At 69.0% G+C, this 23,508-nt stretch carries 27 protein-coding genes and 1 riboswitch; of the genes, 17 read left to right on the plus strand and 10 right to left on the minus strand.

What is annotated here, in order from left to right; translation table 11 throughout:
• Positions 1-36: 36 nt before the first annotated feature.
• Positions 37-123: riboswitch (Fluoride riboswitch) on the plus strand.
• Positions 124-194: 71 nt separating this feature from the next.
• From AC1DIP_RS00385 to crcB, 3 genes are read left to right on the plus strand one after another with little or no spacing between them, the layout of a single operon-like run.
• Positions 195-743: a universal stress protein gene (locus AC1DIP_RS00385; RefSeq protein ID WP_477732443.1), complete on the plus strand. Its 549-nt coding sequence runs from the start codon at positions 195-197 to the stop codon at positions 741-743.
• Complete coding sequence (locus AC1DIP_RS00390) at positions 743-1,270, plus strand: fluoride efflux transporter FluC (protein WP_477732444.1); 528 nt, start codon at positions 743-745, stop codon at positions 1,268-1,270. The genes AC1DIP_RS00385 and AC1DIP_RS00390 overlap by 1 nt, the downstream gene beginning before the upstream one ends.
• Positions 1,267-1,644 (plus strand): fluoride efflux transporter CrcB, encoded by a 378-nt coding sequence (gene crcB / locus AC1DIP_RS00395; protein ID WP_476206934.1) that lies wholly within the window; start codon positions 1,267-1,269, stop codon positions 1,642-1,644. Before AC1DIP_RS00390 ends, crcB begins: the two co-directional genes overlap by 4 nt.
• Before the next feature lie 59 nt (positions 1,645-1,703).
• On the opposite strand, the gene AC1DIP_RS00400 is transcribed toward crcB, so the two are convergent.
• Together AC1DIP_RS00400 and AC1DIP_RS00405 are read right to left on the minus strand one after the other, a co-directional pair.
• Complete coding sequence (locus AC1DIP_RS00400) at positions 1,704-2,438, minus strand: CDP-alcohol phosphatidyltransferase family protein (protein ID WP_477732445.1); 735 nt, start codon at positions 2,436-2,438, stop codon at positions 1,704-1,706.
• 42 nt (positions 2,439-2,480) lie between these two features.
• Positions 2,481-2,909: a hypothetical protein gene (locus AC1DIP_RS00405; RefSeq protein ID WP_476206930.1), complete on the minus strand. Its 429-nt coding sequence runs from the start codon at positions 2,907-2,909 to the stop codon at positions 2,481-2,483.
• Positions 2,910-3,055: 146 nt separating this feature from the next.
• On the opposite strand from AC1DIP_RS00405, the gene AC1DIP_RS00410 reads away from it, so the two are divergent.
• On the plus strand, positions 3,056-3,601 hold the full coding sequence (locus AC1DIP_RS00410; protein WP_477732446.1) for a YceI family protein: 546 nt from the start codon (positions 3,056-3,058) through the stop codon (positions 3,599-3,601).
• A gap of 138 nt (positions 3,602-3,739) precedes the next feature.
• Here the strand turns inward: AC1DIP_RS00410 and AC1DIP_RS00415 are convergent, their stop codons facing one another.
• Complete coding sequence (locus tag AC1DIP_RS00415) at positions 3,740-4,486, minus strand: ABC transporter permease (protein ID WP_477732447.1); 747 nt, start codon at positions 4,484-4,486, stop codon at positions 3,740-3,742.
• 209 nt (positions 4,487-4,695) lie between these two features.
• On the opposite strand from AC1DIP_RS00415, the gene AC1DIP_RS00420 reads away from it, so the two are divergent.
• The gene (locus tag AC1DIP_RS00420) at positions 4,696-7,272 is read left to right on the plus strand and encodes a DUF4118 domain-containing protein (RefSeq protein ID WP_477732448.1); all 2,577 of its coding nucleotides are present in this window, start codon (positions 4,696-4,698) and stop codon (positions 7,270-7,272) included.
• The gene (locus tag AC1DIP_RS00425; RefSeq protein WP_477732449.1) at positions 7,269-7,952 is read left to right on the plus strand and encodes a response regulator; all 684 of its coding nucleotides are present in this window, start codon (positions 7,269-7,271) and stop codon (positions 7,950-7,952) included. The genes AC1DIP_RS00420 and AC1DIP_RS00425 overlap by 4 nt, the downstream gene beginning before the upstream one ends.
• A 33-nt stretch (positions 7,953-7,985) precedes the next feature.
• On the opposite strand, the gene AC1DIP_RS00430 is transcribed toward AC1DIP_RS00425, so the two are convergent.
• Positions 7,986-8,663 carry an NADPH-dependent F420 reductase gene (locus AC1DIP_RS00430; RefSeq protein WP_477732450.1) on the minus strand — a complete coding sequence of 226 codons (678 nt, stop codon included), beginning with the start codon at positions 8,661-8,663 and terminating at the stop codon, positions 7,986-7,988.
• Positions 8,664-8,799: 136 nt separating this feature from the next.
• Here AC1DIP_RS00430 and AC1DIP_RS00435 point away from each other — a divergent pair, with 136 nt between their 5' ends.
• Both AC1DIP_RS00435 and AC1DIP_RS00440 read left to right on the plus strand, forming a co-directional pair.
• The gene (locus AC1DIP_RS00435) at positions 8,800-9,378 is read left to right on the plus strand and encodes a TetR/AcrR family transcriptional regulator (RefSeq protein WP_477732451.1); all 579 of its coding nucleotides are present in this window, start codon (positions 8,800-8,802) and stop codon (positions 9,376-9,378) included.
• Between the two features lie 144 nt (positions 9,379-9,522).
• Positions 9,523-11,499 (plus strand): APC family permease, encoded by a 1,977-nt coding sequence (locus AC1DIP_RS00440; protein WP_477732452.1) that lies wholly within the window; start codon positions 9,523-9,525, stop codon positions 11,497-11,499.
• A gap of 7 nt (positions 11,500-11,506) precedes the next feature.
• On the opposite strand, the gene AC1DIP_RS00445 is transcribed toward AC1DIP_RS00440, so the two are convergent.
• Entirely contained in the window at positions 11,507-11,893 is a 387-nt protein-coding gene (locus tag AC1DIP_RS00445) for a hypothetical protein (protein ID WP_477732453.1), read from the minus strand.
• 144 nt (positions 11,894-12,037) lie between these two features.
• On the opposite strand from AC1DIP_RS00445, the gene AC1DIP_RS00450 reads away from it, so the two are divergent.
• Entirely contained in the window at positions 12,038-12,556 is a 519-nt protein-coding gene (locus tag AC1DIP_RS00450) for an N-acetyltransferase family protein (protein ID WP_477732454.1), read from the plus strand.
• Positions 12,557-12,676: 120 nt separating this feature from the next.
• Positions 12,677-13,591 (plus strand): SGNH/GDSL hydrolase family protein, encoded by a 915-nt coding sequence (locus AC1DIP_RS00455; protein ID WP_477732455.1) that lies wholly within the window; start codon positions 12,677-12,679, stop codon positions 13,589-13,591.
• A gap of 61 nt (positions 13,592-13,652) precedes the next feature.
• Here the strand turns inward: AC1DIP_RS00455 and map are convergent, their stop codons facing one another.
• Complete coding sequence (gene map / locus AC1DIP_RS00460) at positions 13,653-14,426, minus strand: type I methionyl aminopeptidase (protein ID WP_477732456.1); 774 nt, start codon at positions 14,424-14,426, stop codon at positions 13,653-13,655.
• A 140-nt stretch (positions 14,427-14,566) separates the two neighbouring features.
• Here map and AC1DIP_RS00465 point away from each other — a divergent pair, with 140 nt between their 5' ends.
• Genes AC1DIP_RS00465 through AC1DIP_RS00485 form a run of 5 tightly spaced genes read left to right on the plus strand, consistent with a single transcriptional unit; the run spans position 14,567 to position 17,932 of the window.
• Complete coding sequence (locus AC1DIP_RS00465; protein ID WP_477732457.1) at positions 14,567-14,917, plus strand: metalloregulator ArsR/SmtB family transcription factor; 351 nt, start codon at positions 14,567-14,569, stop codon at positions 14,915-14,917.
• Complete coding sequence (locus AC1DIP_RS00470; protein ID WP_477732458.1) at positions 14,914-15,615, plus strand: aquaporin; 702 nt, start codon at positions 14,914-14,916, stop codon at positions 15,613-15,615. The genes AC1DIP_RS00465 and AC1DIP_RS00470 overlap by 4 nt, the downstream gene beginning before the upstream one ends.
• Complete coding sequence (locus tag AC1DIP_RS00475) at positions 15,612-16,022, plus strand: arsenate reductase ArsC (protein WP_477732459.1); 411 nt, start codon at positions 15,612-15,614, stop codon at positions 16,020-16,022. The genes AC1DIP_RS00470 and AC1DIP_RS00475 overlap by 4 nt, the downstream gene beginning before the upstream one ends.
• A gap of 13 nt (positions 16,023-16,035) precedes the next feature.
• Positions 16,036-17,391, plus strand: a complete 1,356-nt coding sequence (locus AC1DIP_RS00480) for an FAD-dependent oxidoreductase (protein WP_477732460.1) — start codon at positions 16,036-16,038, stop codon at positions 17,389-17,391.
• A 13-nt stretch (positions 17,392-17,404) separates the two neighbouring features.
• The gene (locus AC1DIP_RS00485; RefSeq protein ID WP_477732461.1) at positions 17,405-17,932 is read left to right on the plus strand and encodes a DinB family protein; all 528 of its coding nucleotides are present in this window, start codon (positions 17,405-17,407) and stop codon (positions 17,930-17,932) included.
• Positions 17,933-17,964: 32 nt separating this feature from the next.
• Here the strand turns inward: AC1DIP_RS00485 and AC1DIP_RS00490 are convergent, their stop codons facing one another.
• From AC1DIP_RS00490 to AC1DIP_RS00505, 4 genes are all read right to left on the minus strand, one after another.
• Positions 17,965-18,399 carry a hypothetical protein gene (locus AC1DIP_RS00490; RefSeq protein WP_477732462.1) on the minus strand — a complete coding sequence of 145 codons (435 nt, stop codon included), beginning with the start codon at positions 18,397-18,399 and terminating at the stop codon, positions 17,965-17,967.
• 115 nt (positions 18,400-18,514) lie between these two features.
• Positions 18,515-19,342, minus strand: coding sequence for an oxidoreductase (locus AC1DIP_RS00495; protein ID WP_477732463.1), 828 nt, complete (start codon positions 19,340-19,342; stop codon positions 18,515-18,517).
• 42 nt (positions 19,343-19,384) lie between these two features.
• Positions 19,385-20,413 (minus strand): aldo/keto reductase, encoded by a 1,029-nt coding sequence (locus tag AC1DIP_RS00500; protein WP_477732464.1) that lies wholly within the window; start codon positions 20,411-20,413, stop codon positions 19,385-19,387.
• Between the two features lie 13 nt (positions 20,414-20,426).
• Positions 20,427-21,308 carry an aldo/keto reductase gene (locus AC1DIP_RS00505; RefSeq protein ID WP_477732465.1) on the minus strand — a complete coding sequence of 294 codons (882 nt, stop codon included), beginning with the start codon at positions 21,306-21,308 and terminating at the stop codon, positions 20,427-20,429.
• A gap of 85 nt (positions 21,309-21,393) precedes the next feature.
• On the opposite strand from AC1DIP_RS00505, the gene AC1DIP_RS00510 reads away from it, so the two are divergent.
• Together AC1DIP_RS00510 and AC1DIP_RS00515 are read left to right on the plus strand one after the other, a co-directional pair.
• A complete protein-coding gene (locus tag AC1DIP_RS00510; protein ID WP_477732466.1) occupies positions 21,394-22,317 on the plus strand; it encodes a helix-turn-helix transcriptional regulator in 924 nt (307 codons plus the stop codon).
• A gap of 316 nt (positions 22,318-22,633) precedes the next feature.
• Positions 22,634-23,482, plus strand: coding sequence for a response regulator transcription factor (locus tag AC1DIP_RS00515; RefSeq protein ID WP_477732467.1), 849 nt, complete (start codon positions 22,634-22,636; stop codon positions 23,480-23,482).
• The last annotated feature ends 26 nt before the right edge of the window (positions 23,483-23,508 follow it).

Consider the following 23,508-nt stretch of genomic DNA (forward strand, 5'->3'; position numbering starts at 1 on the left):
GCCGTGGTGGCGGACGCCGCGGAAAAGCCTGTAGTCTCTGTTCACGGTGATGGATCCCGCCGGAAGGCCCGCGCAGGTGCGCGGTCTTCGAACCGCCGCCTGGCTGATGGTTCCTGCCTTTGCTGATCCGAAGGTAGGTGGCCCGTGCCCGCAGCCGGCCCAGTCTTCCTGCCCCGGACCGACCAGGAGAGCCCATGACTGAGCCCGAGAAACCACAAGACTCCGCCGGCGCCGTGCCCTACGTCCCCCGGAAAATCGGCGGTCCGGTGCTCATGGGCGTGGTGCCCGGGCAGCCACTGGTGGTCGCCCACCGTGCCGCCGAACTGGCGTACAGCCTGGGCGTGAAACTTGTCTGTGCCTACGTGGACGTCACCACGTACCTGGCGGAAGAGCCCGGCGGCAGGGTGGAGGCCCGCCCCATCGACCCCGACGGGATTGACGACGACATCGAAGGGATCAGCGCCTCCATCGCCGGTGGCCTCCGCGAAGCCCTGGGTGGCGCCGGGATCGACTGGTCCTTCGTGACCCTGGCGGGGGACCCGGCCCGGGCGCTGGGACGGCTGGCCGAATCCACTGATGCCTCCGTCATCGTGGTGGGCACCCGGGAACGCGGGCTCGGGGCGCGGTTCGAGGAACTGCTGGTGGGATCCGTCGCCGTGCACCTGACCCACCGCCAGCACCGGCCCGTCCTGGTGGTCCCGCTGGCCCCGCATTCCAGGCACCAGCCGAAGGCGGGCCGCTGATGGAGCAGCCTGTTCCCAGGGCCGACGCGCAGGACGCAGCAGACCAGGGCACCCTGGGCGGGGCGCGGGCCCACCGTCCGGTCCACCTGCACCCCGGGTTTGTCCTGGTGGTCACCACCGGCGGCATCTTCGGCGCCCTGGCCCGCTACGGGGTAGGCAGCGTCCTGCCCGCACCGGGCGGCTGGCCGCTGCCCACCCTGACCATCAACCTGGCCGGCGCCTTCCTGCTCGGCGCCTTGCTGGAGGCCCTGGTCCGCCGGGGGCCCGACGCCGGACGGCTGAGGCTGGTCCGGCTGCTGGTGGGCACCGGGTTCATGGGAGCGTTCACCACCTACAGCACCCTGGCCGTGGAAGCCACCACCCTGTTCAGTGCCGGCCGCAGCGCCGACGCCGTCATCTACGTCGGCGCCTCCGTGGTGGCCGGTGCGGTGGCAACCGTGGCGGGCATCCGCCTGGCAGCAGCCCACCACGCCCGCACCACACCACGGCCGGGCCCGGCCGGTCCTGGCAACGGAGGAAGAAGGTGAGCCCCCTGGTCATCATCCTGCTGGGACTCGCCGGCGGACTCGGAGCCGCCACCCGTTTTGTGGTGGACGGCCTGGTGCGCGCCAAAATCAGGACCGCCCTGCCGGTGGGCACCATCGCCATCAACGTCACGGGATCGTTCCTGCTGGGCCTTCTCGCCGGTGCCGTGATCGTGCATGCGGCCCCGCCCGAGCTGCAGGCCATCGCCGGCACGGGGTTCCTGGGCGGCTACACCACCTTCAGCACGGCCAGCTTCGAAACAGTCCGCCTGGTCCAGTCCCGCCGCACCGGCCTGGCCCTCCTCAACGCCGTGGGCACCGCGGTGGCCGCGGTGGGCGCCGCAGCCGGCGGCTTCGCCGTCGCAGGCCTGCTCTGACGGGACCTGCACAGACGGGACCTGCTCTGGCGGGACCTCGCGCAAAGCATCCGTGCGCACTAGGCAATCCGGGCGGGAACCTCCCGCAGCCCGGCGCGGTGCAGGCGTTCCAGCTGGACCACATCACGGGTGAAGGACAACGTGAGCAGGGCCAGGGCCAGCGCGGGAACCAGGACCGCGGCCAGGGCAGGGACGCCGGGGAGCAGCGCAAGGAGCAGGGCAAACGGCTGGAATGCCCCGATGGCCTTCCGGGACGCCCTGAACGGCAGCGCCGCGCGAAGGTGCGGCCGGACGAGGCCTGCCGCCACGAAGACGTAATACATGGCCCCGATGCCCAGCGTCCACGGACCGGCCACGGGAGCCGCCGCAACGGACAACACCAGCACCAGGGCGGCGTCCGTGGCGGAATCGAACCGCGCCCCGGCTGCCGAGGAGGTGCCAGTGCGCCGCGCCACCACGCCGTCCAGCCCGTCCAGGAGGAATGCGGCGGCGCCCAGGATGGGCAGGAGCAGGTCGGTGCGGCGGCCCGTGAACAGCTGCGGAACCGCCAGCACCGCGCACAGGGCCACGAGGATGGCGCGCAGCAGGGTCACCCGGTCCGCCGGCGTTGAGAAGCGCGGGATCCGCCGCAGGACCGAGCCGGCGGCGGCCACGGCCACCAACGCCCCCGCGCACAGGCCGGCCAGTTGGAGGAGCAGTCCGGACGGGGACAGGAACGTCAGCGCGAGTGCCGAGAGCGCGTAGGCAGAAACGGCCCCGAACGCATCCGGCACCGCCCGCTCAGCCCCGCTCATCTCCCACCTCCCCTCGCATGCTAACAACGGCCGGGGTGATGCTCACCGCCGGCGGCGCGGCGCCCGAACCTGCGGCCCGGCGTCGGACGTTCCCCTGCGGCGGCTGCGGACCAGGCCGGCGAGCGCCAGCAGGGCGCCGGCCCCCTCGGCTGCGGCGCTCAGGGATTTGGAGAAGAACCAGACCGGGTCGTACATGGCCGGGATCGGCCCGATGGCAGGGATGTCCACGTACCGGTACAGCATGACGGCGGCGAACGCGCTGAGGGCCACCACCAGGGCCACGGCATAGGCAGCCCTGCTGCCGCGGACCAGGACGTAAACGCCGGCCACCAGCGCGGCCGCCGCTTCGAGCAGGAACAAAGTGCCCTGGCTGACGGTGCCCGGCTGCGTGTTCTGGTACCCGGGGGCCAGGAACAGGTGCACGCCGGCATCGATGAACAGCGCCAGGGCGGTCAGTAATCGTAGAGCCACGCTTATGTATACGCCCGAAGTTCCCTTCCGGTTCATTCGGCCCTGTTCTCCTTGTGGGATTTATGGGGAATATTTAGGGGCATCCGCAGTCTTGCGCCCTTTAGCGGGCAGCCGAGCCTGCGGCCCTACGAGCAAGGAGAACGACAATGACCCTTCCCAAGGACATCACGCCGGGAACCTGGACCCTGGACATGTCACACAGCGAGATCGGCTTCAGTGTCCGCCATGCCGGGATCAGCAAGGTCCGCGGCCGCTTCACCGAAGCCCAGGCCGAGGCACGCGTGGGCGAGTCGCTGGCTGACTCGTCGGTGCACGCCACGGTGTCCACCGCCAGCTTCGACTCCGGTGACGCCAACCGCGACGCCCACGTGCGCGGGGCGGACTTCTTCGACGTCGAGAAGTATCCCGAGATGACGTTCCGCGGCACCGCCATTGAAGGGGACGGCGAGGAGTACACCCTGACCGGTGACCTCACCATCAGGGGCGTCACCAAGCCTGTCGAACTCGAGGTCGAATTCACCGGCGTCGCCGTTGACCCGTTCGGCGCCACCCGGGCCGGCTTCTCCGCCGAGACCGAGATCAGCCGCAAGGAATTCGGGCTCACCTGGAACGCGGCGCTCGAGGCCGGCGGCCTGCTGGTCAGCGACAAGGTGAAGATCAACCTCGAAGCGGCGCTGGTCAAGCAGGGCTAAGCCCCAGGTTCCCGCTGCGCCTGTTACTTTTCGACGCGCTAAAACGCCGGCGCTACCGGACTACCGGTAGCGCCGGCGTTTTCGCGCCGCGCCCATGGTTTCGCGCCGCGCCAACGGGTTGGCCGCAGCAGGCCGGACCTACAGCGGGTCGGGCCGGACCTTCACGTTGCCCAGCGAACGGATCAGGGCCACGGCGGTGATGGACCCCGCTGCCATGATCGAGGCGAGCACCACCACCTGGAACCGGCCCGCCTCGAACGGGGAGGCGCCGCCGAAGATCGCCCCCACGAAGGCGCCCGGGAGCGTGACAAGGCCAGTGGTCTTGGTCTGGTCCGTGGAGGGAATCAGGGCCGAGTGCACCGCCTGCCGGGCCTGGACCAGGGTGGCCTGCCGCGGGGTAGCACCCAGCGCGAGCCACCCCTCCACCTGGTCCCACTGCTCCAGCACGGCTTCGAAGAAGCGCCTGCCGGCCAGGGTGGCGATGGTCATGGAGTTGCCGATCACGATCCCGCCCACCGCCAGCGCGTACCGGGGTGAGAATTCAATGGCGCCCGTTCCGAACACGACGGCGACCGTCACCAGGATCCCGGCGGCCATGGTTCCGGCCACCAGGCCAAAGCGCCGCCAGGACCAGGTGAGCCGCCGGGTTGCGGTCACGGACGCCACGCTGAACATCACCAGCAGCGCCACGCCCACCCAGAGCGGGTCGCTGATGACACCGCCCAGCACCAGGCTGATCACCGCCAGCTGCGCCGCGCCGCGAAGGATGGCCAGGGCGGGGGAGAGGTACGACGGCGTCCGCGAGCCCCAGAGGATGCCCACCGTGAGTGCCGCCAGGATGGCGATGGCCGCCAGGGTGGGCAGGAGGGCGGCAAGCACGGACATCCTGCCAGCTTACTGAGCACCCGCCGTCGTCCCCGCCCGGACGCCCGATCACGTTTGGCGCGTTTTCCTGCGACGCCCGATCACGTTTCGCGGGTTTTCCTGCGACGCCCGATCACGTTTGGCGCGTTTTCCCCTGACGCGCCATCACTCCCACGGCTGTCGCGGGCCGTGAGTTGGTTCCGGTGACGGGACGGGATAAGACTGTGGGTATGTCACGGGGAACCCTTCGGATCTTTCTGGGCGCGGCGCCCGGCGCGGGCACCACGTACGCCGCGCTGCGGGAAGCGCACCGGCTGCTGGCCGGGGGCAGCGACGTCGTGGTGGGCATTGCCGCGGACCACGGCCGGGAGGAGACGCGGCAGCTCGTTGAAGGGATCGACGCCGTTGCCCCGCGCCTTTCGGCCGGTACCGGGGGAGCGGAGGCGTCCGGGCTGGACGTGGACGCCGTGCTGGAACGGAATCCGGATGTGGCGCTGGTGGACGAATACGCGCAGGTCAACGCCCCGGGCAGCAGGAACCAGCGGCGGTGGCAGGATATCGAGGAACTGCTGGCGGCGGGCATCGACGTACTGTCCACCCTCTGCGTGCAGCAGCTGGCGTCCCTCAAGGACGTGGTCGCCGCGATCACCGACGATCCGCCGCAGGCCATGGTGCCGGATGGGATTGTGCGGCGGGCGGACCACATCGAGCTTGTGGACATCTCTCCGGACCTCCTGCGCCAGCGGGTGGCGGACGGCAGGATCTTCCCGGCGGACCGGATCGACGCCGCCCTGGCCAACGAGTACCGGCCGGGCACCCTCCTGGCCCTGCGCGGGATCGCCCTGATCTGGCTCGCGGACCGGGTGGAGGAAGGCCTGGCGGCGTACCGGGAAAGCCAAGGCATCACCGCCGCCTGGCCCACGCGCGAACGGGTGGTGGTGGGGATTGCCGGGTCTCCGGAGGACGGGGTGCTCATCCGGCGGGCAGCCCGGATCCTGTCCAGGGTCAACGGCAGTGAACTCCTGGCAGTCCATGTGCGCGGTACCACCGCCCGGCGGGAGGCATCCGAGCAGGCGGTGGAGGCGCAGCGGCAGCTCATCACGGACCTCGGCGGCACCTGCCACACGGTGTCCGGGGATGACCCGGCGCGGTCCCTGCTGGAGTTTGCCCGGAGTGCCAACGCCACCCAGATTGTCCTCGGGGCGTCGCCGGGAGGTCTCTGGAACCGCGTCCTGGGCAGGGGCGTGGCGTCAAGGGTGGTGCGGGACTCGGGAGACATCGACGTGCATCTGGTCTCCCATCCGCCGGCAGCCCGGGGACTCCCGCGGCACACCCCCGCCGCCCTCAGCCGGCCGCGCACCACGGTGGGCTACATCCTCGCGGTACTCCTCCCCGTCCTCGCCTCCACCGTCCTGTCCTTCAGCCGCGACCTGAACCTCGCCACCCACGCCCTGGTGCACCTGACCGGGGTGATGGCGGTGGCGTTCATCGGCGGGCTCTGGCCGGCCGTGCTGGCAGCCGTCCTGGCATCGCTGCTGCTGAACTACTTCGAAACGGACCCCGTGGGCACTTTCAACATCAGCGACCCGCAGAACGTCTTTGCCCTGCTGGTATTCCTCGGGGCCGCGGTGGCTGTTTCCCTGGTGGTGGGCCTGTCTGAACGCCGGGCGCGGGAGGCTGTCCGCGCCCGTGCAGAGGCCACCACCCTCGCCGACCTCGCCCGGGACGCGCTCCTGGCGGACGATACCGTTGCCGGCTTCCTGGACAAGGCCCGCGAAACCTTCCAGGTCCGGGCCGCCGGCCTCTTCACCCGCGCCGGGGACCGTCAGAACACGTGGGAGCTGCAGGCCTTTTCCGGGGACGCGCCGCCACCGGCCCCGGAAGCGGCCACCGCCATGACGGACAACGTGGAACTGGCCGATCCCCGGACCGCCCTGGTCCTGTCCGGCCGCACCCTGACGGCGGGGGACCGGCTCCTCCTGGCCGCCCACGGCGCCCACCTCCTGCTGCTCCGGCAGCACCACGCCCTGCAGCGCACCCTGAAAAGCACCACGAAACTGGCCGAAGGCAACAGCGTCCGCACCGCAATCCTGAGCGCCGTCAGCCACGACCTTCGGACGCCGCTGGCCGGGATCAAGCTGGCGGTCACCGCCCTGCGCCGCCAGAACAGCAGGCTCCCGGCGGAGGTGCAGGAAGAAATGCTCGCCACCATCGACTCCTACTCCGAGCGCCTGGACGCCCTCATCTCCAACCTCCTGGACATGTCCCGGATCTCCAGCGGATCGGCCGCCCCGCACACCGCCCCCGTCACCTGGCGCGACGCCATCGAGGACGCCCTGCGCGGCATCCCCACGGAGCGCATCCGGATCGACCTCGCCCCGAACATGCCTGCCGTGGACGCGGACCTGGGCATGCTGGAGCGGGTCATCGCCAACATCGTGGAAAACGCGCTCAAGTACGCGCCCGGCTCGGACGTGGTGATCGTGGGCGTTTCGGGAGCTGCCAACGCAGCGGACGACGGCGGCACACCCTTCGGCGAGCTCCGCATCGTCGATCACGGGCAGGGTGTGCCCGCTGCCGCGGTGGTGGAGATGTTCCAGCCGTTCCAGCGGCTTGACGATGCGCCGGAGGGACTGGGCATCGGGCTGGGCCTGGCCGTGGCGAAGGGCTTTACCGAGGCGATGGGCGGCCGGCTGGTGCCCGAACCAACTCCGGGCGGAGGGCTGACCATGGTGGTCCGGCTGCCGCTGTCCACCGGGCCGTACAGCCCCCACCTTCGCAGGGAAGCAGGCACCAAAACCGCATGAGGACAGTCCTGATCGTTGACGACGAACCGCAGCTGCTGCGCGCCCTGCAGGTGAACCTGCAGGCGGAGGGGTACCAGGTGCTCACCGCCCTGGACGGGGCAGCCGCGCTTAGGCACGCGGAAGGCGGCCACCCGGATGTCATGGTGCTGGACCTGGGCCTGCCGGATATCAACGGCGTGGATGTGATCACCCGCGTCCGCCGCACCAGCAGCATGCCCATCATCGTGCTGTCCGCCCGGCACGGGTCCGTGGACAAGGTCAGGGCCCTGGATGCCGGCGCCGATGACTACGTGACCAAGCCGTTCGGGCTGGACGAGCTCCTGGCCAGGCTGCGCGTCGCCGGCCGCCGGAGCAGCACGCCCGAGGTTGCCGAGGCTCCGGCCGCCGTCGAGGTGGGGGACTTCGAGGTGGACCTGGCCAACCGGAAGGTCACCCGGGAAGGGGAACCGGTCCGGCTCACCCCGCGCGAGTGGGCCATCCTGGAGCTGCTGGTGCGGAATCCCGGCCGGCTGATCACGCAGCAGCAGATGCTGGCCAAGATCTGGGGGCCCGGGTACGACAACGAGACCCATTACCTTCGCGTCTACATGGGCCAGCTGCGCCGCAAACTGGAGGCGGACCCGGCCAGGCCCAGGCACCTGCTCACGGAAGCCGGGATGGGCTACCGCTTCGAGCCGTGACGCCCTGCTGGGCCCGGCGGGTGGTTGAGGGGCTTACCGGACGATCTTGAAGTTGAAGGCGGGGGTGCCCAGCGCGCCCCAGAGGCGCAGCCAGATGGCCAGGAGCATTTCGGTGCCGCGGGCGGTGGAGATGTCACCGAGATCGATGACGTCTTCATGGCCGAAGTCCTTCAGGAGGCCGGTGACTGTGTTCTTGGCCTCCTCGTCGTTGCCGGAAACGAAGACGGTGCCGGGGTCGGCCAGGAGCGTGGGGCGTGCCATGAGGTCGGCGTTGAGCGTGTTGAGGGACTTCACTACCCGCGAGCCGGGGTAGGCGCGCTGGATCTGTTCGCCCAGGGAGTCGGTGTCCTTGACGAACAGGGTGGGCGGCATGCCCTGGCTGAAGTCGAGCGGGTTGGCGATGTCCAGGATGACCTTGCCATCCAGGTATCCGGCGCCGGCCGCGGCAAGGACGTCCAGGGACGCACCGCCGTTGGTTGCGTTGACGATGAGTTCAGCGCCGGCGGCTGCGTCGGCGAAACCGGCGACGGCGACGCGAGGGTTTTCGGCGCTCCAGGCGGCGAACGGGGGAGTCCCCATGGCGTCCGGCGCGGTGCGGGCGAGGGTGGCCTTCGGATCGCGGGTGCCGATGGTAACGGTGTGGCCCAGTTCGGCCAGGCGGGTGGCGATGGTCCGGCCGACGATGCCGGTTCCGAGGACGGCGATGTTCATGGTTGCTCCTTGTGTCTCCGCGAGGGGCAGGAGAGTTTGTGACGGATCGTTCTCATGTAGTTTGTGACGGAACGTTCCGTCTGTCAAACTTGAAGCCACATAAGGGTGCAGGGACTTTTAGAGGAGGGCGGTCCAGATGGTGCGAAGAACGGCCGAGGAGAACCGGCGCAATGTCCTGGAGGTGGCCACCCGGCTGTTCTATCAGCAGGGGATAAGGGCCGTGGGGATGGATGCGGTGGTCAAGGAATGCGGTGTTGGAAATGCCACCGTCTACCGGCAGTTTCCCACCAAGGACGCCCTCGCCACCGCGTATGTGCAGGGACGTGCCGACGCCTGGTTTGAGCGGATGCGCCAGGCTGCGGACGCACAGCCAGGCCCCAAGGAGAAGCTCCTTGCGGTGTTTGCGGTGCTGGCTGATGACTGTGCCGGCCCAACGTACCGGGGCTGCCCGATGCTGAACACGAGTACCGAGTTTCCGCTCGGCCAGCACCCGGCCCATGTGGCCGCCGTTGACCACAAGCAGCAGGTGCGCGACTGGTTCAGTTCGCTCGCGCTCGACGCCGGAGCGGACTCGCCGGACCAGCTCGCCGAAGAGCTCCTCATCATTCTCAATGGCGCCTACGCCACGGCGGCAGTGCTCGACGGCGGCGTGTACGGAAGGCGCGCACTGGCCCTTGCAAAGTTGCTCATCGAGCAGGCCTGCCCGCGCCCCTAAAGCACGCCGCGCCAGCCGCATGCCGCCGTCGTCAATCCCCGCGTAAATGATTCGTCAATAAAGGTCCTTTTCGAGGGCCGGCCGTTTTGGCCGGTGCTAGCTTCGCAGTGGTCGCGGTGCAAAGGGCAGCGCGGAAAGGCAGAGATGACCACGTTGAGCAGGCCCCCGGCGGATCCTTCCGCGCCCCATGCCCACGGCAGGAAGGCGCTGAAGGACTGGCTGCTGTTCGGGCTGCAGGACAGCAAGGGTGCCCACCAGGGTCCCGGCGGCGTGCCCACGCAGCACGAGAAGAAGCATGCGTGGTGGCAGGTCATGTGCCTGACGGGCGTGGACTACTTCTCCACCCTGGGCTACCAGCCGGCCATCGCCGCCCTGGCCGCCGGCGTCATCTCGCCGCTGGCCACCCTGGTGCTCGTGGCCGTGACCCTGCTCGGTGCCCTGCCGGTGTACCGCAGGGTGGCCGGTGAAAGCCCCCGCGGTGAAGGCTCCATCGCCATGCTGGAACGGCTGCTGCCACGGTGGGGCGGCAAGCTCCTGGTCCTGGTGCTGCTGGGGTTCGCGGCCACCGACTTCATGATCACCATGACCCTGTCGGCCGCGGATGCCACCGCCCACCTGATCCACAACCCCGTGGCCCCCGGCTGGCTGCAGGGCCAGAACATTCCCATCACCCTGGTCCTGCTCGCGTTGCTCGCTGCCGTGTTCCTGCGGGGTTTCAAGGAGGCCATCGGCGTCGCCGTGGTCCTGGTGGTGGTGTACCTGGGCCTGAACGCCATCGTGGTGGTGGTGACCCTGGGCCAGGTGATCTCGCACCCTGTTGCCATGGGGGACTGGTGGACCAACCTGTGGGTCTCGCACGGCAACCCGCTGATGGCGGTGGCCATCGCCCTGCTGGTGTTCCCCAAGCTGGCGCTGGGCCTGTCCGGCTTCGAGACCGGCGTCGCCGTCATGCCCCAGGTGCGCGGCGCGGCCAATGACACGGAGGAAAACCCTGCCGGGCGCATCAAGGGTGCCCGGCGCATGCTCACCACCGCCGCCGTGATCATGAGCGCTTTCCTGCTGACCTCGAGCTTCATCACCGTGGTGCTCATCCCGGAGCAGGAGTTCCAGCCGGACGGCCAGGCCAACGGCCGCGCCCTTGCCTACCTGGCGCATGAATACCTGGGTGTGGGCTTCGGCAGCGTGTACGACATCAGCACCATCGCCATCCTCTGGTTCGCCGGGGCGTCCGCCATGGCCGGGCTGCTGAACCTGGTGCCCCGCTACCTGCCCCGCTACGGCATGGCCCCGGGGTGGGCCAAGGCCGTGCGGCCGCTGGTGCTGGTGTTCACCCTGATCGGCTTCCTGATCACCTTCATCTTCAATGCCGACGTCGATGCCCAGGGCGGTGCGTACGCCACCGGCGTCCTGGTGCTGATGACCTCCGCCGCGGTGGCCGTGACCCTCTCGGCCCGCCGGCGCAGGCAGCGGAACCTCACCGTGGGCTTCGGCGCCATTTCGGTGGTGTTCGCGTACACCACCGTGGCGAACATCTTTGAACGGCCCGAGGGCATCCGGATCGCCGCCATCTTCATCCTCGGCATCATCGTCATCTCGCTGCTGTCCCGGGTCCGCCGCTCCTTCGAACTGCACGCCACCCGGGTGCACCTGGACCAGCAGGCCCTCGAATTCATGTCCAGCACCCTGGACGGCCCCATCGCGATCATCGCGCACGAACCGCTGCGGATGTCCCCGGAGGCCTACCGGGACAAGCTCGAGTCAGCCATCGAGGTCAGCCACCTCCCGCTGGCCGGCGAGGCGCTGTTCCTCGAGGTCATCGTGGACGACTCCTCGGACTTCGAAACTGAGCTCCACGTCCGCGGCGTCAACCGGCACGGCTACCACATCCTGGAGGTCCACGGTCCGGTGGTTCCCAACACCATCGCCTCCGTGCTGCTGCACATCCGGGACGTCACAGGCCTCATGCCGCACATCTACTTCCGCTGGACGGAGGGGAACCCCATCACCAACCTGGTCCGGTTCCTCTTCCTGGGTGAGGGGGAGATCGCACCGGTCACCCGGGAGGTGCTGCGCGAGGCCGTCCCGGACGTCACCCAGCGGCCCTGGGTCCACGTGGGCTGATGTCGGGTTAACCGGTGTGCGGCTGGCTGATGTGCGGCACCGAGGCCGCCACCCGGGCTGCGTCCGCCAGGCTGGCAGGTGCCTTGTCGCGGAAGGCGGACTCGGCGTCGTCCTCCCAGACGCCGGCGGCCAGCACCACCACGTGCACCATGTCGCCGTAGGAGTCGTTGCAGGCCAGGATGTCGCCGGGCACCTTGTGCGCCGCAGGGCCGGCTGACGGCCAGGGCTGGAAGACCACCCACCAGCCCTCGCCGTCCTGGTCGGGGAACAGGTAGCCGCTGGCCGGCTGCAGCGCGCGGCCGTTCAGTCCGCGGCCGCCGTAGCCCTCCACGGCACCGGCTGCCGCGGCGAACTTGACCCTGCCACGGTCCTCGGGCGACTCATCCCACCGCATCCTGCGCTCCCGGCTCTCCACACTTTCCCTGAGTTAATGAAAGGTCCGGAGGGGCCCGTCCGGGGCGTGGGCGGCCGTTTTTTGACACATTATTTACGGGCCGCCGCGCGAAGGCTCCGCAGGTCAGCGCCCATAATGGGACCCATGGAAAGCCCCGTAACCATCCGCCCCATGTGCCCCGAGGACTGGGACGCCGTCCACGCCATCTACGCCGCCGGCATCGCCACGGGGGAGGCGACCTTCGAAAGCGAGCCGCCCACCTGGGAGGCGTTCGACGCCGTGCGGCTGCCTGAGCACCGGATGGTCGCCCGGGATGCGGGTCGGGTGGTGGGCTGGGCCGCCGTGTCCCGGGTTTCCTCGCGTGAGGTGTACCGGGGCCTGGTGGAGCACTCCATCTACGTGGCGCCGCAGGCGCAGGGCCGGGGCGTGGGCCGGCTGCTCCTGGGCGCCCTGGTCGAGTCCACGGAGGCTGCCGGCATCTGGACCATCCAGTCAAGCATCTTCCCGGAGAACACCGCCAGCCTGGCGCTGCACCGGAAGCTGGGCTTCCGGGTGGTGGGTACCAGGGAGCGGATTGCACGGATCAGCACCGGCCCCAAGGCGGGGCACTGGCAGGACACGCTGCTGCTGGAACGCCGCAGCGCCGTGGCCGGGACCGGGTAACTGCGCTCATGCACTCTGGCTCTTACGACCCCTTGCTGGGGCCGAAGGACCCTGTCCTGGCCGTCCGCCCGGGCCTAGCGTCATGGGGACATGCCTCCCCGAATACACTTGGAGCCCACAATGCAGGTCCCCGTACTTTCCCGGCGCAGTGCGGCCACATTCGCCGCCGCAACAGCCCTTGTCCTCTCGGGCGCGTCAGCTCCGGCCTTCGCCGCGCAGGACCCGGTCAAATACGTCAACCTCGGGGACTCCTACTCCGCCGGCTGGGGCTCGTTGGCGCCAACCATGGACTTCAACCAGGCTTTCGGCGACCCGACTCCCGGCAGCCCGGCCTGCCTGCACGGCGGCCCGGACGACGTGACGATGCTCGATCAGCTCAAATCCGTGGCACTCGCCGGAGACTACGCGTGTGCAGGCGCGACTGTCGGAGCAAACGAGTCCGGTATTCCCACCATCGCCCAGCAGGCGGCCAAGGCCGCCCATGATGGTGCGCTGGACAGCGCAACTGGGCTGGTGACCCTCACAGCCGGCGGAAACGACGTCAACTTCGGACCGATCATCGCGGCCTGCGCCGCTGACACATCGCCGCAGGCCAGCGGGTGCCATGCGGCCACAGCGTATGGACTTGGCCTGGCAGCGCAGGTCGATGTCGTCAAGACCGTTGGAACAATCCGTCAGTTGGCACCAAATGCCAAAATCATCTGGCTCGGGTACCCCCATCTCTTCGCGACAGCCGGGGAATCCACCACAGTCATCGCCGGAGGTGGCGTCATGTCCGCAGCGGCGGCGGCGGTCTTCGACAACGGCACAGACCAACTTAATGCGCTCCTCGCGAGCAAGGCCCGGAGCGCGGGCGCGCAGTTCGTGGACGTCGCTCCCAAGTTCAATGGCCACGAAATCGGATCCTCCGACTCCTGGTTCAACCTCGGTCCGTACACGGACTTCAACTTCCACCCGACCGCCCAGGGATATGCGCAGGGTTACTACCCTGCCATGGTCAGCCAGATCAAACCCGCCAGGCTCGTCAACCGCTGACAAGCGTTAGCCACGGCGCTGCTGCTGGAACGCCGCAGCGCCGTGGCCGGGACCGAATAACTTACCGCGAGGGCAGGGTCAGGATCTCGGCGCCGTCCTCGGTGATCGCGATGGTGTGTTCGGTGTGCGCCGTCCGGCAGCCGGTGGCGCTCCGCAGGGTCCAGCCGTCGTCGTCCGTCACCAGCTCCGCCGTGTCCGCCATGATCCACGGCTCCAGCGCCAGCAGCAGCCCGGGCCGCAGTTTGAAGCCTCGCCCCGGCCGCCCGGTGTTGGGGACGTGGGGGTCCTGGTGCATGGTGGAGCCGATGCCGTGGCCGCCGAACTGCGTGTTGACCGGGTACCCGGCGTCTATGAGGACGCGGCCGATCGCGTAGGAGACGTCGCCGATCTTGGCGGCCGGCCCGGCGGCGGCGATCCCGGCGGCCAAAGCCCGTTCCGTGGTTTCGATCATGGCCACGCTCTCTTCCGGGCGTGAGTCCCCCACGATGAAGCTGATGGCGGCGTCCGCGGCCTTCCCGTTCTTGACGACGGCGAGGTCCAGCGTCAGCAGGTCCCCGTCGGCCAGGTCATAGTTGTGGGGGAGTCCGTGCAGCACGGCGTCGTTGACACCGGTGCAGATGTAGTGCCCGAACGGGCCCCGGCCGAAGGACGGCGCGTAATCCACGTAGCAGGATTCGGCCCCGGCCTCGGTGATCATCTCCTTGGTCCACTGGTCGATGTCCAGGAGGTTGGTGCCCACGGCGGCGCGTTTCTTCATGGCCTGAAGGATGTCCGCCACCAGGGCGCCCGTCTCCCGGGCTCGGGCCACTTCAGCGGGGTTCAGGATTTCGATCATGGGGCGCCCTTCGTATCCGGTAAAACCTACGGGCCATCCTATTTCCCGTTTCTCCGCGCACTGCAAGGGAAGGCGGGAATCGGCGGGATTTGTGCGGGTTGCCGACAGACATAGATAGGTGTGAATATTTACATGTGTCTATGTCTTTGGAGCTGACCCCCGTGGAAGCCGTGGCGTGCTGCGCGCCGCTGGCCCGTGAACCCCTGACCGAGCCGGAAGCGGAAGGAATTGCCCCGCTGCTGAAGGCCCTGGCCGACCCGGTCCGGCTGCGGCTGATGTCCCTGGTGGCCTCGCGTGCAGGCGGCGAAGCGTGCGTCTGCGACCTCAACGACGCTTTCGAACTCTCCCAGCCCACCATCAGCCACCACCTCAAGATCCTGCACGAGGCCGGGCTGCTGGACCGGGAGAAGCGCGGCGTGTGGGTCTACTACCGCGCCCGGACCGAGGCGCTCCAGAACCTTGCCGCCCTGATCGGCGGGCAGGCCGCGTGAACGTCCTTGGCCGGCGGGTTGCCGCTGAATTCGTGGGCACCGCGTTCCTGGTGATGGCCGTGGTGGGCTCGGGCGTCATGGCCTCGCGGCTTTCACCGGACGACGCCGGGCTGCAGCTTCTGCAGAACAGCCTCGCCACGGGTGCGGCGCTGGTGGCGCTGATCGCGGCACTCCAGCCGGTGTCGGCGTCGTTCAACCCCGTGGTGACCCTCGTGGAGCGTGCGCTGGGCATGATCGATACCCGCACGGCGGCAGGCCTGGCCGGGGCGCAGGTCCTGGGCGGCCTGGCCGGCACAGTGGCGGCGAACCTGATGTTCGGGCTGGACGCGGTGACGGTTTCGTCGCACGTCCGCACCGGCCCGGCTCTCTGGTTCGGCGAGGTGATCGCCACAGTTGGCCTGCTGGTGGTCATCTTCGGCAGCGTCCGCTCCGGCCGGGCAGACCGGGTGGCGTTCGCCGTCGGCGGGTACATCACCGCCGCGTACTGGTTCACCAGCTCCACCAGCTTCGCCAACCCTGCCGTGACCATCGCCCGGACGGTCACGGACACCTTCGCTGGCATCGCGCCGTCGTCGGCCCCTGCCTTCATCCTCGCCCAACTGCTGGGCGGCGCCGCCGGGTACGTCCTGGTCCGGTTCCTTTATCCAACCACTGCAACTCCCGCCGTCGTACCGGCTGACCGAAAGGTGCTCTCATGAGCCAGAAGCCCTCCGTCCTGTTTGTCTGCGTCCACAACGCCGGCCGTTCCCAGATGGCCGCCGCATTCCTTACCAGCCTTTCGCAGGGCGCCGTCGAGGTCCGGTCCGCCGGGTCGCAGCCGGCGGAGAAGGTGAACCCGGCCGCAGTGGAGGCCATGGCGGAGGTGGGCATCGACATGTCCGCGGAGATCCCCAAGGTGCTCACCACCGAGGCCGTGAAGGATTCGGACGTGGTGATCACCATGGGCTGCGGTGACGAGTGCCCCTACTTCCCGGGCAAGCGCTACGAGGACTGGGTCCTGGAGGACCCTGCCGGCAAGGGCGTCGACTCCGTGCGGCCCATCCGCGACGAGATCAAGGGCCGCGTCGAAGCCCTGATCGCCTCCCTCATTCCTGCACAGAACTGAAAGGTTTGACGCCATGACATCACAGGAGTCCCTGCCCGTTGCCGTGATCGGCGCCGGACCCGTGGGCCTGGCCGCCGCCGCGCACCTGCTGGAACGCGGCCTGGAACCGCTGGTGTTCGAGGCTGGCCCCACCGTGGGCGCCGCCATCCGGCAATGGGGGCACGTCCGCGTGTTCTCCACCTGGAAGTACAACCTGGACCCCGCCTCGGTGCGGCTGCTCGAGCGCAACGGCTGGGAAGCTCCACGGCCCACCGCCCTTCCCTATGGCGCGCAGATCGTCTCCGAATACCTTGAGCCGCTGGCCGCCACCCCGGAACTGAGGGACCGGATCCGGACCGGGTCCCGGGTTGTCGCCGTCACCCGGCAGGGCATGGACAAGGGCCGCAGTCAAGGCCGGGACAGCGCCCCGTTCCTCCTGCGCCTAGGGCACGACGGCGGCCAGGTCACCGAGGTGCTGGCCCGCGCCGTGATCGATACGTCCGGTACCTGGAGCAGCCCGGCGCCGCTGGGATCCTCAGGCCTGGCCGTTCCGGGCGAGGCGGAAGCGCGTGCCGCCGGCTTGGTCACCGGTCCGCTGCCGGACGTAGCCGCCGATGGTTTTGCCGGCCGCCGTACCCTCGTCATCGGCTCCGGGCACTCCGCCGCCAACATGGTCCTCGACCTGGCCCGCGTGGCCCGCGCGAACCCCGGAACCGAAGTTTTCTGGGCCATCCGCTCCGCCACCCCGGCCCGGGCCTACGGAGGCGGCGACGCCGACCAGCTGCCCGCCCGCGGCCAGCTCGGGGCCCGTCTCCGCACCGCCGTCGAGAGCGGAGCCGTCCAGCTCCTGGCCAGCTTCCATACTGCTGCGATCGACGTGCAGGGTGACGCCGTGACCGTGCACTCCGCGGACGGCCGGAGCGTTGAAGTGGACCGGGTCATTCCCGCGACGGGGTTCCGCCCGGACCTGGCCATGCTGTCCGAGCTGCGGCTGGACCTGGACCCCGCCGTCGAGGCTCCCAAGGCCCTGGGCCCGCTCATTGATCCGGACTTCCACAGCTGCGGCACCGTCCCCGCCCACGGTGCCCGGATCCTCGAGCAGCCGGAGAAGGACTTCTACCTCGCGGGCATGAAGTCCTACGGCCGCGCGCCCACGTTCCTCATGGCCACCGGGTACGAGCAGGTCCGCTCCATCGCGGCCGCCCTGGCCGGAGACACCGCAGCCGCGGACGCCGTCGAACTTGAACTGCCGGAAACCGGTGTCTGCTCAACGTCGGTTCCGGACGACGCCGGGGATGCTGCCGCGGACGCCTGCTGCTCAGCACCGGTGCCGGTGACGATCGGGTTCGCGACGGGACTGCAGCATGGCCGGTCCGGAGCGGCTGTGTAGGGGGAGCGCCCTCATGCCTGATGAGGATCCGGTGCGGCAGGAACTGCTGTGGATCGCGGACGACTTCCGGAGCATCGTCCTGGGCGCCTCGGCGGATGAGCTGGACCTGCCGTCGAACGGGACGCGCTGGACCAACCGGCAGCTGCTCTTCCACATGGCGCTGGGGCAGAACATCGCCCTCGCCGGGATCCCGCTCCTGGGGCTGTTCTCTCACCTGCCTCCCGGGGCCTCGCGCCGCTGGAGCCGGCTTCTCGACTCCTGCTCAGGTCCCTACAACTGGGTGAACTGGGCCGGAAGCGCAGCCGCGGGTCGGGTCCTGCCGCCGCAGGCCATGGCCCGGATGATGGACCGGACCACCGCGGTCATTGTCCACTGGTACAGCCGCGCGGACAGTAAGGCCCTGGCCGGCGGCATGACCATACCGGTGCGCTGGGACCCCTACTTCTTTCCGTGGATGAGCCGCCGGGACATCCTGGAATGGGCGCCCAGGCACTACCGCCACCACCGGGCCCAGTTGAGCCTGACCACCCTTCCGGCCTGAGCCAACGCTCGCGTGCACTCCCGCCACGGGACTTAGCGCCCTGGCGGGTCTCCGCCGTCCAGGCCGATGGAACGGCCGCGGGCAAAATGGGTGTTCGCGATCTCGTTGACCTCGCGGACACTCTTCCCCGGATGGGCCAGCCGGAGCCACTCGTAGTCCCACTCCTGCATGTCCCGCATGCGGCTGATCCGCTTGTGGGCACGCATTTGGGCCGTGAGCTCCTCGCCGCTGGGGACCACCGGGGGCGGGGGCCTGACGGGCTGCGGCCTGGGTGGTGGCACCTGGGCTGGCCGCGCCGGGGCATTTGCGGAGTGGACCAGCGCCACGGTCAGCGCAACCACCCCCGCAGCAATGAGGAGTACCCACCAGTACTGAATGATGAGGGCTACCACGATGAGGACGAGGAAGGGCGCGCAGCCGACGGCGCCCCCGCCCTTGCCGGCTGACCGACGTCGTTTGGCTGCCATGCTGGTTCCCCTTGCGGAGTGGTGGAACGTTAGGAATCCACTCTTCCACCGGGCGCGCGCCATGTCATGAGTACTTACTACTCGACTTTTGCGCTCCAGGGCCCCCTGGCAGTCCCTAGCTGATGTCGGTGCTGGTGCTCAGTTCCTGCCACTGGTCCAGTTCGGCGCGCTGGGCGTCGGCCACCATGCCGAACGCGCCGAAGGCGTCCGTGCCCAGGACCAGCAGGCCCGGCGGGTTGGGGGAATCGACGACGGCGAGGATCGCCTTGGCTGCCTTGTCCGGGTCCCCGGGCTGGTTCCCGTGGGCGGTGTCGACTTCCTTGCGGCGCTTGCCGGCCGTGTCCGCGTAGTCACCAAGCGCCGTCGCGGACTGCGTGAGCGAGCGGCCGGCGAAGTCGGTGCGGAAGCCGCCGGGCTCGATGGCGGTGACGGTGATGCCCAGGGGCTTCAGTTCGTTGCGGAGCGATCCGGACATGCCCTCCAGCGCCGCCTTGGTGGCAGCGTAGTAGCCCGAGCCGGCTGGCGTGATGCGCGCCCCGATGGAGGAGATGTTCAGGATGGACCCCGACTTGTTGGCGCGCATGCCGGGGACCACGGCCTTGATCATGTCCACGGCGCCGAAGAAGTTGGTGTCGAACAGGCGTCGGATGTCGGCGTCGTCCGCTTCCTCCACGGCCGCGCGGTAGCCGTAGCCGGCATTGTTCACCAGGACGTCGATGCTGCCGAACTTCTCCTCCGCCTGCTGGACGGCCGCGCTGATCTGCGCCTTGTCCGTAACGTCCAGCGCCAGGGGGAGCGCGGTGTCCGGGAAGCCGGCGGTGATGTCCTGGACCGCGTCAACGTTCCGGGCGGTGACGACGGCGTTGTGCCCGGATGCGAGCACGGCTTCCGCCAGTGCCCGGCCAAGTCCGGTCGAACAGCCTGTGATGAGCCACGTTGCCATGAGGGGTTTCCTTTCCTAGGGGTTGTAAGGCGGGGCAGGCACCTAAGCCCGCTGCCGCCGTCGTGCGTGTGCTGCCAGCTCGTGCGCGCCGTAACTGTTGTCATCAGGGTTGACGGTGACGCCGGGGGCCACCAGCTGGTCGATCCGGTCCAGGACCTCGGGGGCCAGGACGGTGTCCGCGGCCGGAAGGTAGGACTCCAGCTGCTCCATGGTGCGGGGGCCCACGATCGCGGACGTGACGCCCGGGTGGTTGATCACGAACGCGATGGCCAGCTCGATCATCGTCGCGCCTGCCCATTCGGCCACCTGGGCGAGCTCCTCCACGATGTCCAGCTTGCGCTGGTTGGCGGGCTGGGTCATGTCGAACCGGGCGCTGGGGCGGCGGCTGGAAGTGGGCCGGGACGGGGAGTCCTTCCGCCACCGGCCGGAGAGCCAGCCGCCGGCCAGCGGACTGTAGGTGAGGGTTCCCATCCCGTGCCGCAGCACCGTGGGGAGGACGTCCTCTTCGATGCCGCGGGTCAGGATGGAGTAGGGCGGCTGCTCGGTGACGAACCGCTCCAGGTTGCGCTCGCGGGACGCCCACTGCGCCTCCACGATCTGCGAGCCGGAGTAGGACGAAGAGCCGATGTAGCGGACCTTCCCCTGGCGGACCAGGTCGGTGAGGGCGCCCAGGGTCTCCTCCACATCGGTGTCCGGGCTGGGCCGGTGGACCTGGTAGAGGTCGATGTGGTCGGTGTTCAGCCGGCGCAGCGAGTTCTCCACCTCCCGCATGATCCAGCGCCGCGAGCCGCCGCGCTGGTTGGGGTCCTTTTCGTCCATGGGCATGAAGAACTTGGTGGCCAGGAAAACGTCGTCGCGGCGCCCGGCAATTGCTTCGCCCACGATCTCCTCCGAGGCGCCACCGGAGTAGACGTCCGCGGTGTCGATGAAGTTGATGCCGGCGTCCAGGGCGCGGTGGATGATGCGGGTGGCGTCGGCGCGGTCGTCGTTGCCCCACGGGCCGAACATCATGGCGCCGAGGCAGAGGGGGCTGACCTGCACTCCGGTGCGGCCGAGCGGGCGGTATTCCATTGTTGCTTCTCCTTTAGGCTTCCGGGATGACCATGGCGAACCGCTCCGGGCGGGCCACATCAGGGTCCGGCCCGCTGCGGACGCCGGTATCCAGGGCGTCGATGGTCCGGAGCTCCGCCGGGGACAGCTCAAAGCCGAACACGTCGAAATTCTCCGCGATGCGCACCGGGTTGGTGGACTTGGGGATCGCGGAGCGGCCCTGCTGCAGGTGCCAGCGGAGCATCACCTGCGCGGGGGTCTTGCCGTGGGCCTGCGCGACGGCGGCAATCGCCGGGTCCCGCATGACGTTCTTCCGGTTCTCGCCCCACCCGGGGTAGAACGTGATGCCGCCGATCGGCGACCACGCCTGGGTGAGGATGCCGGCCTCAGCGGCCGCTGCCTGCACGTCCCGCTGCTGGAAGTAGGGGTGCAGCTCGATCTGGTTCACGGCCGGCACCACGTCCGTTTCCTGGAAGAGCTGCTGCAGGTGGTGCGGCATGAAGTTGCTGACGCCGATGGCCCGCACCCGCCCGTCCTTGAGCAGGGTTTCCAGGGCCTTGTACGCGGCGACGGTCTTTTCCATCCGGTCCGGCGCGGGCTGGTGCAGGATGAGCAGGTCCAGCTGTTCCACGCCGAGCTTGCCCGCCGCCTTGTCCCACGCGTGCAGGGCCTGGTCGTAGCCGTAGTCGCTGACCCAGACCTTCGTCTCGATGAAGACCTCTTCGCGTGGCAGCCCGGACCGGCGGATCCCGTCGCCCACCTCGCGCTCGTTGCCGTACGCGGCGGCGGTGTCGATGTGCCGGTAGCCCACCTCGAGCGCAGTCTGGACGGCCGCCGTCGTCTCTTCCGGAGGACTTTGGAAAACGCCCAGGCCAAGGGCTGGCATGCTGACGCCGTTGTTGAGTTTCAGTTCCATGCCTCCACGCTATTTCGGCGCGCGGGATTGTGGGAGGGCTTGCCAGTCCCTCCTTCGTCCGGTGCCCGGGGCGTAGCGTGGGGGCATGACCAACAGCGACGACGTGCGGAAATTCCTGACCTCCCGCCGCGCCCGGCTCACCCCGGAAGACGCCGGGCTGCCCGCGTACGGCGGCAACCGGCGCGTGGCCGGGCTGCGGCGGGAGGAGGTGGCCATGCTCGCGGGGATGAGCATCGACTACTACATCCGGCTGGAGCGGGGGAACCTTGCGGGTGCCTCGGACAGTGTCCTGGAGGCCCTGGCGCGGGCGCTGCAGCTGGACGACGCCGAGGCGGCCCACCTTTTCGACCTGGCCCGTGCGGCCAGCGCGGCTCCGCGGGTGCGGCGGAAGCGGAGCCCGCAGGCGGTGCGGCCCAGCGTGCAGCGGGTGATCGACGCGATTACGACGGCGCCGGCCTGGGTCCGCAACGACCGTGGCGACGTGCTGGCCGCCAACGAGCTGGGCCGGGCCCTGTACCTGGAGATGATGGCGGACGCGGTGGCCCCGCCCAACAGTGCACGGTTCACCTTCCTGAATCCGAAGGCGCGGGAGTTCTTCCGGGACTGGGAGCGCAGCGCCGACGACATCGTGGCCGTCCTGCGGTCCACCGCCGGGAAGAACCCGTACGACAAGGACCTCTCAGACCTGATCGGCGAGCTGTCCACCCGCAGCGAGGAGTTCCGGATCCGTTGGGCCCGGCACGATGTGAAGTACCACCGCACCGGGCGGAAGCGGCTGCACCATTCCGTCGTGGGGGACCTGGACCTGACTTACGAGGCGATGGAGCTTCCCGCTGATCCGGGCCTGCGGATCAACATCTACACGGCCGAGCCCGGCACGCCCTCGGAGGATGCGCTCAAGGTCCTGGCCAGCTGGGCCGCGACGCAGCGGGCAGCCGCGCCGTTTAGGACCCGGTCAACGGGGGTGCCTGGCGTGCCGGCGTCTGACGTGCCGGCGCGGGAGACCTGAATGACGATGCTGCCAGAGGCGTCAAACCGGGGTGGCTTAGCGCTGGCAGCGACAGGTTGTCCTGCGGTGGAGCCCGGCCGGGGTGTTGGCACCCTGCTTATAGGGCTAGCCTGTAAATGAGTCGGCAAGTTCGTTCGCTTTTTCTACAGCTACCTCTGGGTTCGGTAACTGTTCTCCTTTTTCACGGTGGGGCCAGATTGGCAGCAGGAGACTAACAATCGCCTTTGGGGTTTCAGAGGGCGAATGAGCGGAAGCGAATATGGCCACTGGCCATCAATCTGGTTTGGCGTCGTCTCCCTTCGGGAGCGTATATGTGGTGACGGGTGAAGAGCTCGTTGGGCGCGGCTTGCGGGCGCTGTTGTCGGCTAACGGGTTCAACGCGGCCGGTGTGGCGGGGTCTGTCCGCCAGGCGGCGCGGCGGATTCCCGCGATACGTCCGGATCTGGCCATCATCGACGATGATCTTCCCGATGGCTCCGGTGCCGGGCTTTGCCGGACTATCGCAGCCGCTGACGCCACTATCCGGTGCGTGCTGATGACAGGTGAAACCGACGAAGCCGTGCTGATCGGGGCTATCCTGGCCGGCGCCTGGGGGTGTTTGTCCCAACAGGACGATAACGCGGAACAGCTCAGGCTGATCCGGCGGGCAATGCGCGGGTACACCGCGTTCAGCCGTCGTTTCCAGACCGGCATCCTGGCCCCGATCCAGGCCGACGGGACGAACGGGCCCGACGGTCGGTTGGGAATGCTTTCGAAACAGGAAATGAAGGTGGCGGCCGGGGTGGCCCGCGGGTTGAGCAACGGACAGATCGGACAGGAAATGTTTCTGGCCGAAAAGACCGTGAAGAACATGGTCTCCTCCGTGCTGCTGAAATTCGACATGTCGCGCAGGACGGAGGTCGCGGTGTTCGTCTCCGGTGCGCTTGAGCAAACGGAAGACCTTTCGCAGGAGTACCGGCGCAGTCGTAACCCGGACCTGGTCGCGGAAGTCACCGCGGCGCTGATTATCTGCACCAGCGAGGCAGGCAGCAGGCCGCTCTCCCGCAACATGCTGCTACTGGACGCCATGCGGCTTGCTGATGCCCTGGCCGTTACCCGTGCCCGGCCTCGCGCGGCAAGGCACTTGCCGGAACGGCGGAGGAAGTCTAAGGGCCCTGAGGGCTGAGGACGGACTCGAGCCAGTCCTCAGCG

The organism is Pseudarthrobacter sp. 05T312 (genome assembly GCF_056396685.1).